Below are 19,831 nucleotides of genomic sequence, written 5' to 3' on the forward strand. Positions count from 1 at the left end.
TATCGCGAGGGATCAAGGGTCCAATGCCGCGGAGGCGCGTAATGCATTGGACCCATCGACTTCCGGAAAGTGGATGTTCCGCCTGGGCCGCGGTTGCGCTTCATAATCGATCCTGCCGCGAGGCAAAGTCAGATCGCTCCCGAGGGCGACCGCAAGATCAGGGATTCAAATGATGGAACAGCTTCTCCGCGCACGCCGCCGGTCGATTCTGGCGGGCACGGCTCTCATCGCACTGAGCGCGTCGGCAACGCCGGTACTGGCGCAGGCCGAAACGCCGTCCCGCTCCGACGATGCCGCCTCTTCCACGCCGGGCGACATCGTCGTCACCGGATCGCGCATCGACCGTCCGGGCTATGAATCACCGACCCCGCTGCTGCACATGACGCAGGACGATCTCCAGATCGTCAGCCGCCCCAACATCGGCGCGGCGCTGGCCGATCTGCCACAGTTCAAGGCTTCGCAGTCGCCCCAGACCTCGGGAACCAACGCGCAGGCGGGCCGCTTCCCCGTGAACATCCGCGGCCTTGGCGAAACCCGCTCGCTGGTCCTCGTCGACGGTCGCCGCCTGGTCAGCGACAACGACCTCAACACCGTGCCCTCGATCATGGTCAAGAGCGTGGACATCGTCACCGGCGGTGCCTCGGCGGCCTGGGGGTCGGACGCGGTCGCGGGCGTGGTCAACATGATCGTGGACGGCGATTACGAAGGCGTGCGCCTTGGCGCGGAAGGCGGGATTTCGTCGCGCGGCGACGCCGGGCAGGTCCGGATCGAAGGCAAGTACGGCACCAGCTTCGCCGAAGGTCGCGGCCACTTCGTTATCGGCGGAGAGTTCGTCGACAACAAGGGCATCCTGAAGAAGACCGACCGCGAGAACACGGGGCGCTTCGCCACGGTCAACAATGCCCTGACCCCGAACGTCGGCCACGCCACCCGCCTGATCGGCGGTTACATCACTTCGGGGCCGGCAGGGCTGCGCGGCATGGGCTTCAATCCCGATGGAACCCTTCGCGTACCGGACATCGGCACGGTCGTGGGCACCAACATGATCGGCGGCGAGGGACCGTCCGACGACGAGCGCAGCCCGCTCATAACGCCGCAGAAGCGCTATGCCGCGCTTGCCAAGGCTTCCTACGAACTGACCGACACGTTGAAGCTCAGCGCCGACTTTCGCTATTCGCGATACTGGAACAGCTATACCTGGTTCGGCGATCACACCAACAGCGTCACCATCCGGTCGGACAACGCCTTCCTGAACGACGACGTGCGCCAGATCCTGGCCGACTCCGGGCAGAGCAGCTTCACGATGGCCCGCTACAACGCGGATCTTTCGTACAGCACGATCAACCTCGACCGCCGCAGCATCCAGGGCACCCTGGCGCTTGATGGCAGCTTCGGCGACGGACGCTGGCGCTATTCGGCCTATTACAGCCACGGAGAGTATCGCAACAAGATCGACACGCCGGGCTTCCTGATTTCCCAAAACTTTGCCAACGCGGTCGATGCGGTGATCGACCCGGCGACGGGCCAGGCCGTGTGCCGTTCGGGCGCGGCGGGCTGCGTGCCGCTGAACCTGTTCGGAGAAGGTGCGCCGTCTCAGGCGGCGATCGACTACGTCACCGGTACCCCGCGCTCCAACAGCCTCAACAAGCTCGATACTTACGGCGTTTCGCTGCGCGGCGAGCCTTTCGAACTGCCCGCAGGCCCGGTTTCGATCGCGATCGGCGCGGAAGGGCGCAATCTTTCGACCAATGCCAAAGTGGGCGAACTGGATGCCGCCAAGGCCTTTTCCACGTTCTACTTCACCTCGCTGCGCGGCAAGTACGATGTGAAGGAAGCCTTCGGCGAGATCGTCGTGCCGGTCGTCAAGGACCTGCCGGTCTTGCGCAAGCTGGAGCTGAACGGCGCGGTCCGCGTCTCGGACTACAGCACCAGCGGCACCGTATGGTCGTGGAAGCTGGGCGCCACCAACGAGTTCCTGCCCGGCGTGATCGGCCGCGTCACGCGTTCGCGCGATATCCGTGCGCCCAATATCAGCGAACTCTATTCGAACCAGACCGTCAGCTACGTGGGCGTCGTCGATCCGCAGTTCAGCGGCGAAGGCAGCCGCAGCGTGTTGATCTACGGCGGCGGCAATGCCGCGCTCAAGCCCGAGAAGTCCGACACCTGGACCGCCGGCATCACCACCGCCCCGCTGCGCGGCCTGACCGCCTCGATCGATTACTTCAACATCGCGATCAAGGACGTCATCACCAGCATCGGCGCGCAGGTTCTGGTCGACCGCTGCAATGGCGGCAACGCCAGCCTGTGCAACTACATCACCCGCGATTCCACCGGCCGGATCGCCAGCATCGCCTCCTCGCAGGTCAACCTGTCGGAATTCAAGACGGACGGCGTGGATGCGGAACTGGCCTATAGCCTGCCGGTTGAGAACGAGGCCAACGGTCGCGTGATCTTCCGCCTCGTCGGCACTTGGGTAAACCACTTCACGACCGACGACGGCACCGCCAAGATCGAATACGTGAAGTCGCAAGGCTATGCCTTCGTCAACGGCGTGCCGCGCATCCGCGCCAATGCCTCGGTCGGCTATTCCAGCGACGGCTTCAGCGGACTGGTGCGGGCGCGCTACACTTCGTCCGGTTACTGGAACCGCACGAGCGCCACGCCGATCACCAACAACCGCATTCCCGCCTATACCTACATCGACGTCCAGCTGAGCCAGAAGGTTCCGTTCGGCCAGGACGGCAAGTATTTCGAGATCTATGGCAACGTGTCGAACCTGTTCGACAAGGATCCGCCGCTCTACTCGAACTTCTCGCCCTACTACGATGTGATCGGTCGCTACATGACCCTGGGCGTGCGCCTGGAGTTCTGACGCGGACACTGCAAGGCAAACGGAAGGTGGCGGGTGCAGAACCCGCCGCCTTTTTCGTGGGCCTTAATGCCCGTTTGGAAATTCGCTGAAAGCGAATTTTGCGGCACCGGCCCCCTTATTCCTAAGGCGCCCCACCCTACCACCCAACGGTAGTATCCTGCGGGTGGTAGGGTGGGGGCGCCAGAATCCAACTGGGGCTGGTGCCGCAACGAAAATGCCCTCTTGGGCATTTTCTAAACAATCTCTTATCAGTATTCGAACGAGGCCGCGTTGCCCTGCTTTTCCTCGAAGGCTGCGGCGGTGCGGATTGCCAGCGCGACGTCCTCTTGCGACATGTCTTCGAACCATTGGGCTTCGCGCTTGCGGATGCGCGGCCACTGCTCGTCCAGCGTGGCGGCCTCGTAAAGGCGGCCGTTCCGCATCACCAGCGACAGCGAAAGGGTGTTGCGGATGTCGACCGTGGGATCGCGGTCCAGCACCAGCAGGTCGGCCAGCTTGCCCGGCTCGATGGAGCCGAGGTCCAGTGCCCGCCCGATAACTTCGGCAGAGCCGATCGTCGCCGCATGCAGGATCTGCGAGGGGCTCGCGCCGCCGGACGCCATGGCTTCCAGTTCCCAGTGATAGGACAGCCCCTGAACGACGCTGTGCGAGCCGACGCCGAGCAGTCCTCCGGCGCTCCCGATATCGCTTGCCTGTTTCGCGAACAGGCTGAAACCTTGCCCATCGGCGCGGTTCCAAGTCACGGAGTCCCGCTTGGCGGCGAAGGCGTATTCGGGGACGAAGCGGCCCAGCTTGGCGTCGAAATCCTGCTGGTGCCCTGCCGCCATCGCGCCCATCGCGCTCGGCGCGCCATAGAGCACCAGCATCGTCGGCACCGTGGATATGCGTGATCGCACCAGCATCTGCACGATGTCGTCATGGAGCGGCGCGATTGGCAGGCTGTGCTCGTTGCCCGCATAGCCGTCGAGCATCTGGGTCAGGTCGAGGCGGTAGTCGCTGGCGCCTTCCGTGGTGGGCATCAGGCCCAAGGCCTGCGCGCCTTCGATCAGGTGGCGACGCTCGGCCCGGTCACCGACCATGTACTGCTTGATGTTGGGGGTGCGGTAATGGTCGGAATAGCGGCGCAGCGTGGCGATCGCTTCCTCGCGGCTGCCCATCGGACTGTTGCGGAACACGCCCTCACCGGTGGAGAAGGCGCGCAGGCCCGGCATCAGCCCGGCGTCGATCATGTCGGCATAGCCGAAAACGTCGGGATCGAAGGTCTGGACGTCCAGCCCCGCAGTCACGCCGTAGGCCAGGTTCGCGGCGAAATCCCAGTGGCCGATGTCGAGGATGCGGCGGCGGGTTTCGAACCAGTGGGCATGGGCATCGATGAAGCCGGGCACGATGAACTTGCCGGTCATGTCGCGCACCTCGGTGCCCGGCGGCACCTTCATCGTTCCGCGCGGGCCGACGCCGGCGATGCGGTTGTCGACGATCAGGACGTCGGCATCGTCGATGACTTCGTCGGCCTTCATCGTGATGACGCGCGCCCCTCGCAGCAGCAGCTTGCCGCTGGGCACATCGCGCGGCAGTACCACGTCCATGCGCTTGCCGCCGGCGCGCTTCTCGATGGCGGCTGGCGCGCCGCCTTGGGCGGCATCCAGCGGCAACTGCCGAACCGTGGAGCCGACCGACCAGACGAGCGAACGCATGTCCGGTGCCCAGTCCATGTAGTCGGCGCCGATCGCGGTGATCCGCCGCGCGTGCGAGGCGGGATCGCTGACGTTTACGGTGGGCGCCGTGCCGTCCTTCGCCGATGGCACCGGAACGAGATAAAGCTGCGAGGCGAGGCGCACCAGCGCGGTGCGGCCATCGGCGCTCAGCTGTGCGTTCCTGAGCGGTGCGGGCGCATCGAAATACTGGCTGTCGGGCCGGGCGACCAGCTTCGCGAGACGCCTTGCCCCACCATCTCCGGCGATTGCATGGGAGGAGATCCAGCCGTCCGAATAATAGCGCACCCGCGCCGGATCGGGATCGCGGCGCAGGTCCATCGCCGTGCCGACTTCGCCCAGCCTGGTCGCTTCGCCGCCCTCCACAGACAGGCGCATCAGCGTCGAGGGCATGGGGCCGAGGCTTTCGGCGGTGCGGTAGAGCCGGTCATGTTGGCTGGCGGAGAAAGCGACCACGTCCTTGCCGCCCGCCAGGAACAGCGGTTCGGAATAGAACGCCGCCTGCGTCGTGATCCGGCGCGGCGCGGTCCTGCCGTCCGCGGCGGCGACCCAGACGTGGCCGCCTTCCTTAGCGGTCCAGGTGACGTAAGTGACGAAGCGCCCGTCGTCGGACCAGCTGGGCTGCCAGGCTGCTCCCGGCACGTCGAGGCGGCGGGGCTTTGCGCCACTGCGGTTGGCGGCGATATAGATGCGGCCAATGGCGCCGAAGACGACCTGCCTGCCATCGGGCGAAAGTCGCGGGGTCTGGATCACGCGGACATGTACGGGGCCGGTCTCGACCCGATGCTGGCGGCGCAGCGGCAAGGGCATCTCGTGGCGCACATGCGCCTCGAACGGAATGTCGGCGAGCGTGCCGGACGCGACGTCGAGCCGCTTCAATCCGCCGCCGAGGCCAAGGTAGATGCCGGTGTCGTCGGGGGAGAACACCATGCGCGGCATCAGGTCGACGTAATAGCCGCCGGACTGTCCATCCGGATCGAGCGGGCCATGCAGCCGCCGGTCGGTTCCGGTTTCGAGATCGTGCAGGCGCAGCACGGTCTGCTCTTTTTCCCGCGTGACGTAGGCGAGCAAGCGGCCATCGTGCGACAGCACCGGGCGCATCCCGCCGCCGGGCGTCGTCAGCACCGTGTGCTGCGTGCGGGTGGCCAGGTCGAAGCGCGCGATCGTCCAGTGGGGCAGGGCGCCGCTGCTCCAGGTCGTCCCGGCCTTCGTGGCATAATAGAGGCTCCTGCCATCGGGGGAAGCGACCACGCCCATCGCATTTCGGCGCTGGGGATGGGGATCGTCACCGTTCGGCTGCGCCTTCACCAGCACTTCGTGCCTGCCGCTCTCGACATCGAACGACCACAGTTCGAACGCCAGCACGCCCCAGATCATGCGCGATACATAGAGAGTCCTGCCATCCGGCGACCACGCGGGCGATCCGTAGTGCGGGGCGCCCTTGTCTTCCTGCGAGACGCGGCGGGCATGGCTGCCGTCCGCATCGGCGATCCAGAGGTTGTCGCGCCCGTCCCGGTCGCTGACGAATGCGATGCGGCGGCCATCGGGAGAGAATACCGGCTGCGTATCGAACGCATCCCCGGTCATCACCGGACGGGCCTGTCCGCCTTCTGCGGCAAGTGCGTAGACGTCTCCCAGCAGGTCGAAAAGGATGGTGCGACCGTCGGGCGAAACGTCCAGCGCCGGCCATGTCACCTGCCGGGTGTCATACTCGATCACGCGCCCGGTCAACGGCGGCAGCGTGCCGGCATGCGCCGCCCCGCCTGCAGATAGTGCCATGCTCGCCAGAAGCGCCGTACCTGCCAGCCATGTCTTCACTGCATCACCTTTTCGTGCATCATCATCAGGCCCTTCCTTCGCCGGGCCGCCTCGCCCGCGAAACATCCAGTTCGGGGGAGGGCGAGGGGTCCAGTCAGACCGTGCTCAGCAAAAGGCTGGTTTCGCTGTTCAGCACCCCCTCGATCATCCGCACCTGCCGCAAGACCCGGTCGAATTCGGACAGGCTGGACGTGCGGATATCCGCCACCAGATCCCAGTTGCCGTTGGTTGTGTGCAGGGTCTGGATCTCCACCATTCCCCGCAGCTTCTGGATGACCTGGGTGGTCGACTTCCCGGTGATCTCGATCATCATCACCGCGCGTACGGACAGGTCTTCGTAATCGTCGCGCACGCGGATGGTGAAGCCCAGCAGCGTCCCGGTGTCTACCAGGCGGTCGAGGCGGTTCTGCACGGTACCGCGCGCCACGCCCAGGGCATCGGCCAGCTTCGACAGCGAGGCGCGGCCATCCGCCCGCAGGTGAGCGATGATCCGGCGATCGAGGTCGTCAGGAATGAATTTGGCTGGGGAGGACAAGGCGAGGCGCTTTCGGCTGTGCAATTTGCACAATTACTATGGAATATTTGTTCAAGAACAGACGATTTGCAAGCCGGTTCTGCGATTTTTTACAGCGATGCGTCAGGCTAGCATGGTCCTGCCCGAGCAAAAGCCAGAAAAGGACAGACCATGGCTCCGCCGCCTTCTCCCCTTGCCTACATACCTTTCGTCAGCGTCGAGAACATGATGCGCCTCGTCCATCGTTTCGGGATCGAGGACGTGCTGCGCGAACTCACCGATGCGATCGAGGCGGATTATCTCCGCTGGTCGCTGTTCGAGAAGGCGCCGCGGCTGGCCTCTCATTCGCAGGAAGGTGTCATCGAACTGATGCCGACTTCCGACGGCGATGCCTACGCCTTCAAGTACGTCAACGGCCATCCCAGCAACACCGCCAAGGGCCTTCAGACGGTCGCCGCGTTCGGTCTGCTGGCGCGGGTGGACACCGGTTATCCGCTGCTGCTGACCGAAATGACGCTGCTGACGGCGCTGCGGACGGCTGCCACCTCGGCCATGGTGGCGCGCCGTCTCGCTCCGGCAGGATCGCGCGTGATGGCCATGATCGGCAACGGCGCGCAGGCCGAATTCCAGGCCATCGCCATGAAGGCCATCGTCGGCATCGAGGAAGTGCGCCTTTACGATATCGATCCCGAGGCCACCCGCAAGGCCGCCCGCAACCTGGCCGGTTCGGGGCTGAAGGTGGTCGCCTGCGCAACCTCGCAGGAGGCGATCGAAGGCGCGCAGATCATCACCACCTGCACCGCCGACAAGGCCTATGCCACGATCCTGTCGGACAACATGGTCGGCGCGGGCATCCACATCAACGCGATCGGCGGCGACTGTCCGGGCAAGACCGAGTTGCACAAGGACATCCTGGGCCGTGCATCCACTTTCGTGGAGTTTGAGCCGCAGACCCGCATCGAGGGCGAGATCCAGCAGATGGAAGCCGATTATCCGGTCACCGAGTTCTGGCAGGTGCTGTCCGGCGAGGCGCAGGGCCGGACCGATGAGCGCCAGATCACCCTGTTCGACAGCGTCGGCTTCGCGATCGAGGACTTCTCTGCCTTGCGCTACCTGCTGGGCAAGCTGGAGGGCACGGACTTCTTCCAGCAACTGGACATCATCGCCGATCCCGATGACCCGCGCGACCTGTTCGGCATGTTGCAGCGCGCGGCCTGAGCCGGATCACGGGGCTTGGCCTGCAAACGACCGACGGCGCGGGCATGGTCCCGCGCCGCAGGGATAACTTGGACCTTTACCCGCTGCCTGCCGCAGTGAAGAAGCGGTCCGGCCGACACTGGAGAAGACTACGATGGGCGAAACGATCCTTGACCGCGTGACCGCGAACCGCCGCACGGTTCTGGCTGCCGCGCCCATTGCGCTGACCGCCGTCGCGCCCGCCTTTGCAAAGACCGCTTCCAAGGGCGAGGCAAACGAGATCGTCATGATGAACGCGACGGACCTGTCCGCCGCGATCCACCGCAAGGAGCTGTCCAGTCGCGAGGTGATGGGCGCGCATCTGGCGCAGATCGACAGGCTGAACCCGCGCTTCAACGCCGTGGTTTCGCGCGTGGACGGCGATGCCCTGTTGCGCCAGGCAGCGGCCATGGACGAGGATGCGGCCGCCGGTCGCTTCCATGGGCCGCTGCACGGCTTTCCCCATGCGGTGAAGGATACCGCGCCGGTCAAGGGCATCGCCAGTACGCAGGGATCGCCGATCCTGAAGGGGAACATTCCCGCAGCGGACAGCCTTGTCGTGTCGCGGATGCGCAAGGCAGGCGCCGTCTTCATCGGCAAGACCAACGTGCCCGAATTCGCGCTCGGCTCGCACAGCTACAACCCGGTCTTCGGCACCACGCACAACGCCTATGCCTATGGCAAGGCTGCGGGCGGCAGCACCGGGGGAGGCGCGGTGGCGCTGGCGCTGCGCATGGTGCCGGTGGCGGACGGCAGCGACTTCGGGGGATCGCTGCGCAACCCGCCGGGCTGGAACAACGTCTTCGGCCTGCGTCCTTCGTTCGGCAGGGTTCCCTCGGTGCCGAACAGCGACCTGTTCTGGCAGAACTTCGCGACATCCGGACCGCTGGGCCGCACTGTGGCGGACCTTGCCATGCTGCTGTCCGTCCAGGCAGGCGGCGACGCCCGCTCGCCGTTCTCGCTTGGCGATGATCCCGCGATGTTCGCCGGTTCGCTCGACCGCGACTGGAAGGGCGGCAGGATCGGATGGCTGGGCGATCTCGGCGGCGCGCTGCCGATGGAGGCGGGCGTCATGGACACCTGCACGAAGGCGCTCAGGGCGTTCGAGGCCATAGGCATGCGGGTGGAAGCTGCCCGGCTGGACGAGCCCGCCTCGGACATGTGGCAGACCGCGAAGACACTGCGCCACTGGTCCGTTGGCGCCGATCTCCAGGCATTCTACAACGATCCGGTCAAGCGCGCCCTGATGAAGCCGGAGGCGATCTGGGAAGTGGAAGGCGGCATGAAGCTCACCGGCCCGCAACTGGCCGCGGCCTCCGAAGGGCGCACGCGCATCTACAAGGCGTTCGAGGCCGCTTTCGAGCATTTCGATTTCCTGGTGCTGCCCACGGCGCAAGTCTTCCCCTTCGACGTCAGCGAGCACTGGCCGACCGAAATCGCGGGCAAGGCAATGGACAGCTATCACCGCTGGATGGAGGTGACTCTTCCCGCGACGATGGCCGGGCTTCCCGCACTGGCGGTGCCGGCCGGTTTCGGCGGCGCGCTGAAGCTGCCCATCGGCCTCCAGATCATCGGCAGGCGTCACGCCGATCTGGCGGTCCTGCAAGTGGGCCACGCTTATGAGAAGGCGTCGCCATGGATCGCCTCCAGCTTGCCCGGAGCGTTAAGAGGCAGTTCCAGCGCGGCTTCCCGAACAGGAGCCAGATAGGCGATCGGAGATCGGGTGTTCAATCACCCGTCTCGCATGGAGGTACCGTTCTTGCCAATGGGCAGTGCTGCAAGGATAGCGATAGCGGCCAGCATCGGAACTGCCAGAGCAATGCAATATGCCGCGCGGCTCCAGCCTGCTGCGATCAGCATGCCCGCGAGATAGGGACCGGCCACGGCGCCTATCCGCCCGCCACCCAGGCCGATGCCCGTTCCGGTGGCACGCATTTCGGGCGGGAACACTTGCGGCAGGATCGTATAAAGACAGGTAATTGCGGTATTGAGGAAAAAGCCGGTAATGAACGCAGCGGCAATCAGCGCAACGGCGCGTGGCGGCGCCAGTCCGTAGGCGGTGAGGGCCAGTCCCATGCCCACGAATACCGCCGCCGACAGGTTGCGAAGACCGAAGCGGTTCGCGAGCAATCCGAACAGAAGGCATCCGATGGCGCCTGCCACGTTCATCATCATCGAGGCGTAAATGCCGATACTGTCGCTGAAGCCCAGCTCGGACAGGATCTTCGGCGTCCAGCTGATCGCGAAGTAGACCGTCGCCATCACGCACATGTTGAGCAGCATGACAAGGATTGTCGGGGCGAGCATCGGGCCGCCGAACAGATCGGCAAAGCCGGAGCGGCTCTGGGCGGCATTGGCGGTGACCGGCGGCAGGCTTTCGAGCGGCGCGCGGCCGAGTTTCCGCTGGACCCGGTTGATCTTCTCCAGCGCGCCTGCGGGGCGGCGTGCGCTCAGGAACTGAATGGATTCCGGCAACAGCCATAGCACCAGCGGGACGAGCAGGGCGGCTGCCGCAGCGCCGAGCACATAGATCGACCGCCAACCGAATGCTTCAATCAGCGGGACGGCGGCCAGTGCGCCGATCGTTGCCCCGACGGGATAGCCGAGCGCCATGCATGAGATGGCAAGGCTTCTGCGGCGCGGCGAAGCATATTCCGCCACGACCGTATTGATGCTGGCCAAGATGCCTCCGATGCCCAGGCCGGTTATGACGCGGGTCACCGCCAACTGTCCCAGGTCGCCCGAAAACGCGGACGCGAGCATTCCGACTGCGAGCAGTGCCAGGCACAACAGGATCGCGGGGCGCCGACCCAGCTTGTCTCCCAACGGGGAAATCGTGAAGGCGCCAATTCCCATTCCCGCAAGTCCGGCGCTGAACAGTCCCCCGACCTGGGTCGGTGCCAGGCCCCATTCGCGGGATATGGCCGGCGCGGTGAAGGCGACGGCCAAGACGTCGAAACCGTCGAGCGCATTGATCAACACGCAGACGCCGATAGCGGCGATCTGGAAGACGGACATCTTCTCGTCGTCACCGATTCCAATGCTTGGCGGTGCTGCCGCCGTGACACTTGCCATGGTCATCCTCCAGTCAGCACCCGCTGAAGCGGTGCTTTGAGAAGGATGCTAGGCATGCGGGGCGCGAATGCCCGTATCGCATTGTCGCTGGGAGCTATGCCGCTCCCGTTATAGCGGCGCTACCGCCGCAGCGTTTCGCCCATTGCCATGCTGCTTTCCTGCGTCGTCGCGTGTTCGCGGAACAGCATTTCCACCCGCAGGGTGTCGCCAGCCCGCAGTGCATTGACGATCGCGTGATGCTGGCGCTGGGCATGGCGCATGAGGTCCATGATCTCGGCGTCTTCCAGCTCTTCGAATGCAATGACGGCAGGCGACGTGAACGGCACGACGTTGCAGCGGGCGATGAGGTCTCGCAGCAGGGGATCGTCTGCGCCTTCCACGACTGCGGTGTGAAATCGTTCGTTGAGCTCGCCGTAGCGCTCCTCAAGAACTTCCGACAATGTGCCCGCCCGCAGCAGTTCGTCCACTTCCGCGATCAGCGGCGCGAGGGCGTCGGCAACCGCCTTGCCTCGGCCAGCCAGCACGATGCTTCGTGCCGCATAGCCTTCCAGCACGGCGCGGAGGTGAAGCGCCTGGAGGCTTTCGGCGCGGGTGAACGAGCGAACCGCATAGCCGCGCACTCCCGCCTGGACGAGTAACCCTTCCAGCGCCAGCGCGGGTAGTGCCTGACGGATGGGCGTGCGGGACATGGCAAGCCGCTCCGCCAGCTCGACTTCCCGCAGCCGTTCACCGGGCTTCAGCGTGCCGCGCAGGATCATTTCGCGCAGTCGCGTCAGTGCCGAAGATTTGGCGCGCAGGGTGGTTGCGTCGTCCGGAAGAGAGCTCGTCATGCCCGCGAACCTACACATCCGGCGTGGACACGCCAAGTTTTCTGGATCCAAAAATGGGATCCAAACTCGGCAAAATCGGACAAAAATAGAAAGTTATTGACGTACTTTGGATCCAAAGTGATTATCGAAGCATCGAATCGCGGCTGAGATCGCGATCGTTTCCGCAAGAACGGGTAGACAAGGAGAGGCCGGTGCACGGGCAATTGATCGACATGGTGGTGGCGGGCGTACGCCAGCTCACCCCGCGCATCCGGGAATACGTCCTGGCTTCGGCGGACGGCTCTCCGCTGCCTCGCGGGGCGCCGGGTGCGCATGTCGAACTTCATACGCATTCCGATCTCAGCGGGCCCATCGTGCGGCACTATTCGCTTGTCGGCGGGCAGGGGCTCGCGGACGACCGGGCCGATCATTACCGGATCGCGGTCCAGCGCGAGGATCGCCGGCGTGGGTCAGCCCATATCCATGATACTTTTGCGCCAGGAACGAAGCTCAAGGTCTCGCGTCCCAGGAACAATTTCCCGCTCGACTTGCGCGACCGGCGCAGTCTCCTGATCGCCGGCGGCATCGGCATCACGCCGATTTACGCAATGCTGCGGAGCTTGGTGCGGCGAGGGCGGCCTTTCGAATTCGTCTATGCCGGTCGCTCGCTGGACCAGCTTGCCTACGCTGCCGAGGCGATGGAACTGGCGGGCGCGGCGGGCAGGCTGCACTTCAGCGGCGGTCCTGCGGCCGAGCACCTTGATCTGGCCGCGCTGCTCGCCGCCCAGAGCGATGACACCACGGTCTATGTCTGCGGGCCCGTGCCGATGATCGAGGCCGTGCACGGCGCTGCGCGGACGCTGGGCTGGCCCGATGCGCGGGTGCGTTCGGAGCGTTTCACCGCCGGTCCCGCTCCCGACGATGCGTCTTTCGCCGTCGAACTGCGGCGAACCGGCCGCACTGTCGAAGTCGGCCGAGACACGAGCATCCTCGACGCCCTGACCGCCTCCGGCATCGATGTCCTGTCGGATTGCCGCCGCGGGGAGTGCGGATTGTGCCCGCTCCCCGTCCTGGAAGGGGGAGAGCGGATCAGCCACCGCGACAGCTATCTTTCCGACGAGGAACGCGCCGCCGGGGACACGCTGTGCATCTGCGTGTCGCGCCTGCCCGGCGGCACCCTCGTACTCGACGCCTGACCGGAGACACGACATGAACCAGATGACCGCCATCCCCGCCGCCGCCTCTCCGCTGGAAATGGGTCGCTTTGCCGACCAGAACACGCCCCTGGTGCGCAACTGCTGGTACGTCGCCGGCTTCGCGGACGAAATCAGCCGCGACATCATCAGCCGCCGGCTGCTGGGCGTGGACGTCGCGCTCTATCGGACACTGGCGGGAGAGCCCGTGGCCGTGCGCAACCGCTGCCCGCACCGCTCGTTCCCGCTCGCCAAGGGCCGCCTGGAAGGCGACGTGCTCGTCTGCGGCTATCACGGCATGCAGTTCGATCCCTCGGGGCGCTGCGTGAACATGCCCTCGATGCCGATCGTGCCCACCAACGCCAATGTCGCCGCTTTCCCCACCGCGGAGCGCGGCCCGCTGGTGTGGATCTGGATGGGCGACCCCGATCATGCCGACGAAGCGCTGATCCCGGATACCTCCTGGCTTGCAAGCCCCGAGTGGAAGAGCGTGCGCGGGGCCTACCACATCAGGTCCGACTACGTGGCGATGCACGAAAACCTGCTCGACCAGACGCATTTTCCGTTCCTCCATCCCGGCACGGTGGGCACGCCGGAATTCGCGCGGTCCAAGCTGGACGTGCGGCTGGAGGACGATGTCGTCGTCATCTACCGCGCGCTTCGGAACGCGCCGCCGCCCGGCATCTATGGCGTGCCGATGGGGCTGATGGACAAGCGCGTCGATCGCTTCTCGGAAGCCCGATACGTCTCCCCGGCGCTCCACACCGCCTATGCCAGCGTCACGGACAACGAAGACCCCTCGGGCACGCCGAAGAAGTACCGCTTCAATATCACCCATCTCATCACGCCGGAGACGCAGACTTCGCTCCACTACTGGTGGTTCAATTCGCGCGACCGCAAGCTGGACGATGCGGAGGCGGACGAGTTCCTGCGCACGGCGTCGGAGAAGGCGTACCTGGAAGACGTGGATGCGCTGGAATGGATCGCGCAGACCGTCGCGCAGGATGCCGAACCGCAGTTCGACCTGAATTTCGCCCCCGACAAGCCCGGCCTGCTGATGCGCCGCTCGATCTTCGAGCGTGCCGAGGCCGAGCAGGCCCGCGGGCTCTGAGGAGACAGACATGGCCAGAATAATCGGCGGTATCGGCACGTCGCACGTACCCACCATCGGCGTCGCCTACGATAAGGGGCGACAGGAAGATCCGGTCTGGGCTCCGCTGTTCGAGGGCTACAAGCCCGTCGCGAAATGGCTGGCCGAGAAGCAGCCCGACGTGCTGCTGTTCTTCTACAACGACCACGCGACCACGCTGTTCTTCGACCTCTACCCGACGTTCGCATTGGGCGTGGGCGAGCGTTTCCCGATTGCCGATGAAGGCGCGGGCCTTCGGGGCCTTCCGGATATCCGGGGGGACGTGGACTTCCAGGCGCATATCGGGGAGGCGCTGGTGAACGAGGAATTCGACCTGGCGTTCTTCCAGAACAAGCCGATCGACCACGGTATCGCCTCGCCCCTGCCGCTGCTCTGGCCGCATGAGCCGGACTGGCCCGGCACCGTCGTGCCGATCGCCATCAACGTTCTGCAATATCCCTTGCCCACGGCCCGGCGCTGCTACCGGCTGGGACAGGCCGTGCGCCGCGCGGTGGAAAGCTATCCTGAGGACCTCAAGGTCGTCGTCGTCGGCACCGGCGGCCTTTCGCACCAGATCCACGGCGAGCGTACGGGCTTCAACAATACCGAGTGGGATCTCGATTTCCTCGAAACCTTGCGTGACGATCCCGAGCGGCTGACTCAGCTTACTCATGCGGACTACGTGCGGCTGGGCGGCGCGGAAAGCGTCGAACAGATCATGTGGCTGGCGATGCGCGGCGCGCTCGGCGCTTCGCTGGAGGAGATGCATCGCAACTATTACCTCATGACCACCACGGCGATGACCGTCGTCACTTACGAGGAGCGCGAAAATGCTGCTTCGGAGCAGCAGCGCGAGCAGGAGGTCGCCTGATGTTCACGCAGAACCCGCAGACCGTGGGAATGCCCGAGGGCACTTACGTCTTCGACTTGCGCACCTGCAATCGCCGCCTCGCGTTCAATCGTTTCTTCTGGAACATGATCCGGCCCGAGGGGCGCCAGGCCTTCTGGGACGACGAGGAAGCGGCGATGCGCGCGGCGGGTCTCGACGACGAGGAGATGGCGCTGGTGCGCGCGCGCGACTGGCTGGGCATCGTGCAGGCCGGCGTCAACTTCTTCGTCCTCGAAAAGTGGGCCCGCGTCGTCAAGAAAACCAATCTGGAAGTCTACGCGATCATGCGCGGCGAGAGCTTCGAGGAATTCATGCAGACCCGTGCCGTGCCGCAGGCACGGTGAAACGGGGCTTGGGAGAATAACCATGACGACACAGACATTTCCGATGAACGCCTGGTATGTCGCCGCGTGGGACGCGGAAGTTGGGCGCAGCCTGCTGTCGCGCACGATCTGCAACCGCAAGATGGTGCTCTATCGCCGGCAGGACGGCACGCCGGTGGCGCTGGAGGATGCATGCTGGCACCGCCTGGTGCCTCTCTCGATCGGCACGCTCCAGGGTGACGATGTCCGCTGCGGCTATCATGGGCTGGTGTTCGGCCCCAACGGGCGCTGCACGCACATGCCCTCGCAGGAGACGATCAACCCCTCGGCCTGCGTGCGCGCCTTTCCGGTGGCGCAGCGCCACCGCTTCGTCTGGGTCTGGCCGGGCGATGCCGCATTGGCCGACCCGGCGCTCATCCCCGACCTGCCGTGGCCGGACCACCCGGATTGGGCGGGCGACGGCAGCATGACCGAGGTGAAGGCCGACTACCGCTTGGTGATCGACAACCTCATGGACCTGACCCACGAGACGTTCGTCCATTCTTCCAGCATCGGCAACGAGGCGCTCGCCGAGGCGCCGTTCGATGCCTACCACGGCGAACGCACCGCGCGCGTCGAGCGCTGGGTGCTGGACGAGGAAGCGCCGCCGTTCTGGGCGGGGCAGCTCGGCAAGCCCGGCAAGACCGATCGCTGGCAGGTCATCAACTTCCTGGCGCCTTCGGTGATCTATCTGGAAGTGGGCGTCGCACCCGCCGGAACCGGCGCGCCGGAGGGCGATCGCTCGCAAGGCGTGGACATGCGGGTGCTGCATCTGCCCACACCCTCGACCGACAAGACCTGCTATTATTTCTGGGCGCATCTGCGGAACTACAATATAGGCGATCAGGGCCATACGCGCCGCGTCCTCAATGCAGGCGGCGGCATCATGCTGGAAGACGAGACGGTGATCGAAGCGCAGCAGCGCGCCATCGACGAGCATCCGGATCACGTATTCTACAACCTCAACATCGATGCCGGTTCGATGTGGGCGCGCCGCGCGATCGATCGCATGATAACAGCGGAAAACGGGCCGGTCCTGGCGGAGGCTGCGGAATGAGCGGCGAGTTTCCCGCCGGCTGGCAATCGGGCCGGGTGACCTCCATCCGCGATGTCACGCCGACCATTCGAGAGTTCGGCATCGTCCTCGATCGCGCCGCCGCCTGCCCGCCCGGCAGTCACGTCAAGGTGCAGGTCGATGTCGGCGGCAGGATCGACCAGCGGTCCTATTCGGTCGTCGGCCAGGAGGGTTCCACTTTGCGCATCGCCGTGAAACGTCAGCCGGAGAGCCGGGGCGGCTCGGCCTATATGTGGCGCCTCCAGCCCGGCGACGCCTTGGCCGTCGCGCCGCCGCGTTGCGATTTTCCGCTCATGCACGGCGCTCCGCATTACCTGCTGGTGGCCGGAGGCGTCGGCATTACGCCCATGGTGGCGATGGCCGCGCAACTTGCGGCGCGCGGTGCGGACGTCCGCATGGTCTACGCGGCCCGCTCCGCCGACGAGTTCGCCTATGGCGAGGAACTGACAGGCTTCCTGGGCGATCGGCTGGCCCTCTTCGCATCCGACCGAGGGGAGCAGATCGACATCGCGGACGAGATCCGCCGCATGCCCGCGGACGGCGAACTCTACATGTGCGGTCCGCTGGGATTGATGGAGGCGGTGCGCGGCCTCTGGGAGGAAGCAGGGCGTCCGCGCTCCAAGCTGCGGTATGAAACGTTCGGCTCGAGCGGCAGCCATGCGGCCAAGGCGTTCACCGTGAAGGTCCCGCGCCTTGGCGCAGAAGTGCTGGTGCGCGAGAACGAATCCATGCTGGATGCGCTTGAAGCGGCAGGCGTCGAGGTCGTTTTCGAATGCAGGCGCGGAGAATGCGGCCTTTGCGCGGTCGATATCGTCGAGGCGGAGGGCGAGATGGATCATCGAGACGTCTTCTTCTCTTCGCGCCAGCACCGTGAAAATCGCCAGATGTGCGCCTGTGTCTCGCGCGTGGCGGGGGGCAGCGTGACGATCGAACCGGCCTGGCGGGGCGACGATGCCTTCGCTTTCGCCGGACCTGAACTTTCCATGGGAGAACCTGCATGAGCAGCAATCGCGGCGTCGTCTATCTGGAGCCCGGCAAAGTCGAGGTTCGGGACATTCCCGACCCCAAGTTCGAGGATCCGCGCGGCCGGAAAATCGATCACGCGGTCATCCTCAAGATCGTGACCACCAACATCTGCGGATCCGACCAGCACATGGTCCGTGGCCGCACCACCGCTCCGGCGGGTCTGGTGCTGGGCCACGAGATCACCGGGGAAGTCATCGAGAAGGGCGCCGATGTCGAGATGCTCGACGTGGGCGATCTGGTCTCGGTGCCGTTCAACGTCGCCTGCGGTCGCTGCCGCACCTGCCGCCACGGCGACACCGGGGTATGCCTGACCGTGAACGACGGGCGTGCGGGCGGGGCCTATGGCTATGTCGATATGGGCGACTGGATCGGCGGACAGGCGCGCTATGTCATGGTGCCCTATGCCGATTTCAACTTGCTCAAGTTTCCCGACCGCGACCGGGCCATGGCGAAAATCCGTGACCTGACGATGCTGACGGACATCCTGCCCACTGGCTTCCACGGCGCTGTCAATGCGGGCGTGGGCGTCGGCTCGACCGTCTATGTGGCGGGGGCGGGGCCGGTGGGTCTGGCGGCAGCGGCCTCCGCCCGCCTGCTCGGCGCGGCGGTGGTGATGATCGGCGATTTCAACCCGGATCGCCTGGCCCATGCCCGGAAGGTCGGTTTCGAGCCGATCGATCTCTCCAGCCACGATCGGCTGGGCGACCTGGTGGAGCAGGTTGTCGGCGTGCCCGAAGTGGACAGCGCCATCGACGCGGTCGGCTTCGAGGCGGTCGGCCACGGCGGCAAGGAGCAGCCTGCCATCGTGCTCAACCAGATGATGGAAGTGACCCGCGCGGCGGGCTCCATCGGCATTCCCGGGCTTTACGTCACCGAAGACCCCGGCGCGCACGAGGCACAGGCGAAGACCGGCAATCTCAGCCTGCGATTGGGGCTGGGCTGGGCGAAGTCGCACAGCTTCCACACCGGTCAGACGCCGGTGCTGAAATACAACCGGCAGTTGATGATGGCGCTGCTGCATGATCGGCTGCCGATCGCGGACATCGTCAACGCACAGGTGATCTCGCTGGAGGATGCGCCCATGGGCTACGAAACCTTCGACAAGGGCGCCGCTGCCAAGTTCGTCATCGATCCCCATGGCATGGTGGCTTCCTGACTTGGCGCATTATCTCGAACAAAGACTGAAAATCCGCCACTTGCGGGTGATCGACGCGCTGGAGCAGCACAAGAGCCTGCTCCGCGCGTCGCGTGCGTTGCGGGTCAGTCAGCCGGCCCTCTCGCGCACCTTGCAGGAGGTCGAGGAGATCATCGGGGCCGAAATATTCGAGCGCCATCCTCGCGGCGTGCGCCCCAATGCCACGGGCGCGGTCCTGACCGCAGGCGCGCGCAAGCTGCTGACCACCATTCGCGAACTGGAGGCGCAACTGGACCGCCTATCCGACGGTCAGAGGCGAACGATCCGGGTCGGCGCGCTTCCCGTGGCAGCGCACGGCCTGCTGCCCGCCGTCCTGGCCAATGCCGGGGAGCAGGCCGCGAGCCTGACGATCTCGGTCATCGAGGGCAAGACGGACCAGATGATCCCGGCGCTGCTGTCGGGCGAGATCGATGTCATCGTCGGCCGTCTCTACCCGCCGTCGCAACAGGGTGATCTGGCCGACGATCTGGTTCGCCGGGTGCTGTATGACGAGCCGATCTCGCTGGTGGCCCGCAGCGACCATCCGCTTTTCGATCTTCCGTCCATCAGCGCGGCCGATGTGCAGCGCTACACGCTCGTGCTGCCTTCGGTCAGCACGCTGATGGAACGCGATGTGCGCGAGATACTGGAGCAGCTCGGGCTGGTTACGGATGCCGCCGTGCAATCGACCTCCGTCGGTTTCATGCGAGAACTGTTGCTCTCGGGTACTTTCGTCAGCGCCGTGCCTCGTGTCCTGGTCGCGGGCGATCTGGCACGCGACACCATGCGTATCCTGCCGGTGGCGATCCCGGGTACGCCGCGGCCCGCCGGTATCATCCACCGAGGACCGCTGGGCGAGGCCGGAAAATTGCTGCTGGCGGAGCTGCAACGGGAGATCGCCCGGCTTGAAGAGAGCGATATCGTCGAAAGCGTGGCCTGACACGACA

Annotated in this window: 15 protein-coding genes; 11 read left to right on the forward strand and 4 right to left on the reverse strand. The window is 65.4% G+C overall.

The genetic code is table 11. The annotated features are described in order from the left end of the window. The first annotated feature begins 172 nt into the window (after nucleotides 1-172). On the forward strand, nucleotides 173-2,872 hold the full coding sequence (locus tag ACI3K3_RS10195; protein WP_404913473.1) for a TonB-dependent receptor domain-containing protein: 2,700 nt from the start codon (nucleotides 173-175) through the stop codon (nucleotides 2,870-2,872). 248 nt (nucleotides 2,873-3,120) lie between these two features. Here ACI3K3_RS10195 and ACI3K3_RS10200 read toward each other — a convergent pair whose 3' ends face one another. Then, nucleotides 3,121-6,363, reverse strand: coding sequence for an amidohydrolase family protein (locus ACI3K3_RS10200; protein ID WP_404913474.1), 3,243 nt, complete (start codon nucleotides 6,361-6,363; stop codon nucleotides 3,121-3,123). 133 nt (nucleotides 6,364-6,496) lie between these two features. Continuing rightward, complete coding sequence (locus tag ACI3K3_RS10205; protein WP_404913475.1) at nucleotides 6,497-6,937, reverse strand: Lrp/AsnC family transcriptional regulator; 441 nt, start codon at nucleotides 6,935-6,937, stop codon at nucleotides 6,497-6,499. A gap of 150 nt (nucleotides 6,938-7,087) precedes the next feature. Between ACI3K3_RS10205 and ACI3K3_RS10210 the strand changes: the two genes are divergently transcribed. Both ACI3K3_RS10210 and ACI3K3_RS10215 read left to right on the forward strand, forming a co-directional pair. Then, the gene (locus ACI3K3_RS10210) at nucleotides 7,088-8,134 is read left to right on the forward strand and encodes an ornithine cyclodeaminase (protein ID WP_404913476.1); all 1,047 of its coding nucleotides are present in this window, start codon (nucleotides 7,088-7,090) and stop codon (nucleotides 8,132-8,134) included. A gap of 133 nt (nucleotides 8,135-8,267) precedes the next feature. Then, the gene (locus tag ACI3K3_RS10215; protein ID WP_404913477.1) at nucleotides 8,268-9,860 is read left to right on the forward strand and encodes an amidase; all 1,593 of its coding nucleotides are present in this window, start codon (nucleotides 8,268-8,270) and stop codon (nucleotides 9,858-9,860) included. A gap of 23 nt (nucleotides 9,861-9,883) precedes the next feature. On the opposite strand, the gene ACI3K3_RS10220 is transcribed toward ACI3K3_RS10215, so the two are convergent. Then, on the reverse strand, nucleotides 9,884-11,227 hold the full coding sequence (locus ACI3K3_RS10220) for an MFS transporter (protein ID WP_404913478.1): 1,344 nt from the start codon (nucleotides 11,225-11,227) through the stop codon (nucleotides 9,884-9,886). Between the two features lie 119 nt (nucleotides 11,228-11,346). Next, entirely contained in the window at nucleotides 11,347-12,057 is a 711-nt protein-coding gene (locus ACI3K3_RS10225) for a GntR family transcriptional regulator (RefSeq protein WP_404913479.1), read from the reverse strand. A 191-nt stretch (nucleotides 12,058-12,248) separates the two neighbouring features. Here ACI3K3_RS10225 and ACI3K3_RS10230 point away from each other — a divergent pair, with 191 nt between their 5' ends. The 8 genes from ACI3K3_RS10230 to ACI3K3_RS10265 are packed head-to-tail and all read left to right on the forward strand — an operon-like array spanning nucleotide 12,249 to nucleotide 19,824. Beyond that, entirely contained in the window at nucleotides 12,249-13,232 is a 984-nt protein-coding gene (locus tag ACI3K3_RS10230; protein WP_404913480.1) for a PDR/VanB family oxidoreductase, read from the forward strand. Nucleotides 13,233-13,245: 13 nt separating this feature from the next. Then, nucleotides 13,246-14,340 (forward strand): Rieske 2Fe-2S domain-containing protein, encoded by a 1,095-nt coding sequence (locus ACI3K3_RS10235; protein WP_404913481.1) that lies wholly within the window; start codon nucleotides 13,246-13,248, stop codon nucleotides 14,338-14,340. Nucleotides 14,341-14,350: 10 nt separating this feature from the next. Continuing rightward, entirely contained in the window at nucleotides 14,351-15,229 is an 879-nt protein-coding gene (locus tag ACI3K3_RS10240) for a gallate dioxygenase (RefSeq protein ID WP_134094271.1), read from the forward strand. Then, nucleotides 15,229-15,591 carry a hypothetical protein gene (locus tag ACI3K3_RS10245; RefSeq protein WP_404913482.1) on the forward strand — a complete coding sequence of 121 codons (363 nt, stop codon included), beginning with the start codon at nucleotides 15,229-15,231 and terminating at the stop codon, nucleotides 15,589-15,591. The genes ACI3K3_RS10240 and ACI3K3_RS10245 overlap by 1 nt, the downstream gene beginning before the upstream one ends. Nucleotides 15,592-15,613: 22 nt before the next feature. Beyond that, nucleotides 15,614-16,666, forward strand: coding sequence for a Rieske 2Fe-2S domain-containing protein (locus ACI3K3_RS10250; protein ID WP_404913483.1), 1,053 nt, complete (start codon nucleotides 15,614-15,616; stop codon nucleotides 16,664-16,666). Then, nucleotides 16,663-17,685, forward strand: a complete 1,023-nt coding sequence (locus ACI3K3_RS10255) for a PDR/VanB family oxidoreductase (RefSeq protein WP_404913484.1) — start codon at nucleotides 16,663-16,665, stop codon at nucleotides 17,683-17,685. The genes ACI3K3_RS10250 and ACI3K3_RS10255 overlap by 4 nt, the downstream gene beginning before the upstream one ends. Further along, nucleotides 17,682-18,866, forward strand: a complete 1,185-nt coding sequence (gene fdhA, locus ACI3K3_RS10260) for a formaldehyde dehydrogenase, glutathione-independent (protein ID WP_404913485.1) — start codon at nucleotides 17,682-17,684, stop codon at nucleotides 18,864-18,866. Before ACI3K3_RS10255 ends, fdhA begins: the two co-directional genes overlap by 4 nt. A gap of 40 nt (nucleotides 18,867-18,906) precedes the next feature. Beyond that, nucleotides 18,907-19,824: a LysR family transcriptional regulator gene (locus ACI3K3_RS10265; protein WP_404913486.1), complete on the forward strand. Its 918-nt coding sequence runs from the start codon at nucleotides 18,907-18,909 to the stop codon at nucleotides 19,822-19,824. The last annotated feature ends 7 nt before the right edge of the window (nucleotides 19,825-19,831 follow it).

Source organism: Novosphingobium sp. ZW T3_23 (assembly GCF_044987305.1).
In the GTDB taxonomy this organism is placed as follows: domain Bacteria; phylum Pseudomonadota; class Alphaproteobacteria; order Sphingomonadales; family Sphingomonadaceae; genus Novosphingobium.

Bases quoted from the DNA above. Each gene is read 5' to 3' on its own strand.
- ACI3K3_RS10195 (WP_404913473.1), top strand. From the start codon at position 173: ATGGAACAGCTTCTCCGCGCACGCCGCCGGTCGATTCTGGCGGGCACG.
- ACI3K3_RS10200 (WP_404913474.1), bottom strand. From the start codon at position 6,363: ATGGCACTATCTGCAGGCGGGGCGGCGCATGCCGGCACGCTGCCGCCG.
- ACI3K3_RS10210 (WP_404913476.1), top strand. From the start codon at position 7,088: ATGGCTCCGCCGCCTTCTCCCCTTGCCTACATACCTTTCGTCAGCGTC.
- ACI3K3_RS10215 (WP_404913477.1), top strand. From the start codon at position 8,268: ATGGGCGAAACGATCCTTGACCGCGTGACCGCGAACCGCCGCACGGTT.
- ACI3K3_RS10220 (WP_404913478.1), bottom strand. From the start codon at position 11,227: ATGGCAAGTGTCACGGCGGCAGCACCGCCAAGCATTGGAATCGGTGAC.
- ACI3K3_RS10225 (WP_404913479.1), bottom strand. From the start codon at position 12,057: ATGACGAGCTCTCTTCCGGACGACGCAACCACCCTGCGCGCCAAATCT.
- ACI3K3_RS10235 (WP_404913481.1), top strand. From the start codon at position 13,246: ATGAACCAGATGACCGCCATCCCCGCCGCCGCCTCTCCGCTGGAAATG.
- ACI3K3_RS10240 (WP_134094271.1), top strand. From the start codon at position 14,351: ATGGCCAGAATAATCGGCGGTATCGGCACGTCGCACGTACCCACCATC.
- ACI3K3_RS10245 (WP_404913482.1), top strand. From the start codon at position 15,229: ATGTTCACGCAGAACCCGCAGACCGTGGGAATGCCCGAGGGCACTTAC.
- ACI3K3_RS10250 (WP_404913483.1), top strand. From the start codon at position 15,614: ATGACGACACAGACATTTCCGATGAACGCCTGGTATGTCGCCGCGTGG.
- ACI3K3_RS10255 (WP_404913484.1), top strand. From the start codon at position 16,663: ATGAGCGGCGAGTTTCCCGCCGGCTGGCAATCGGGCCGGGTGACCTCC.
- fdhA (WP_404913485.1), top strand. From the start codon at position 17,682: ATGAGCAGCAATCGCGGCGTCGTCTATCTGGAGCCCGGCAAAGTCGAG.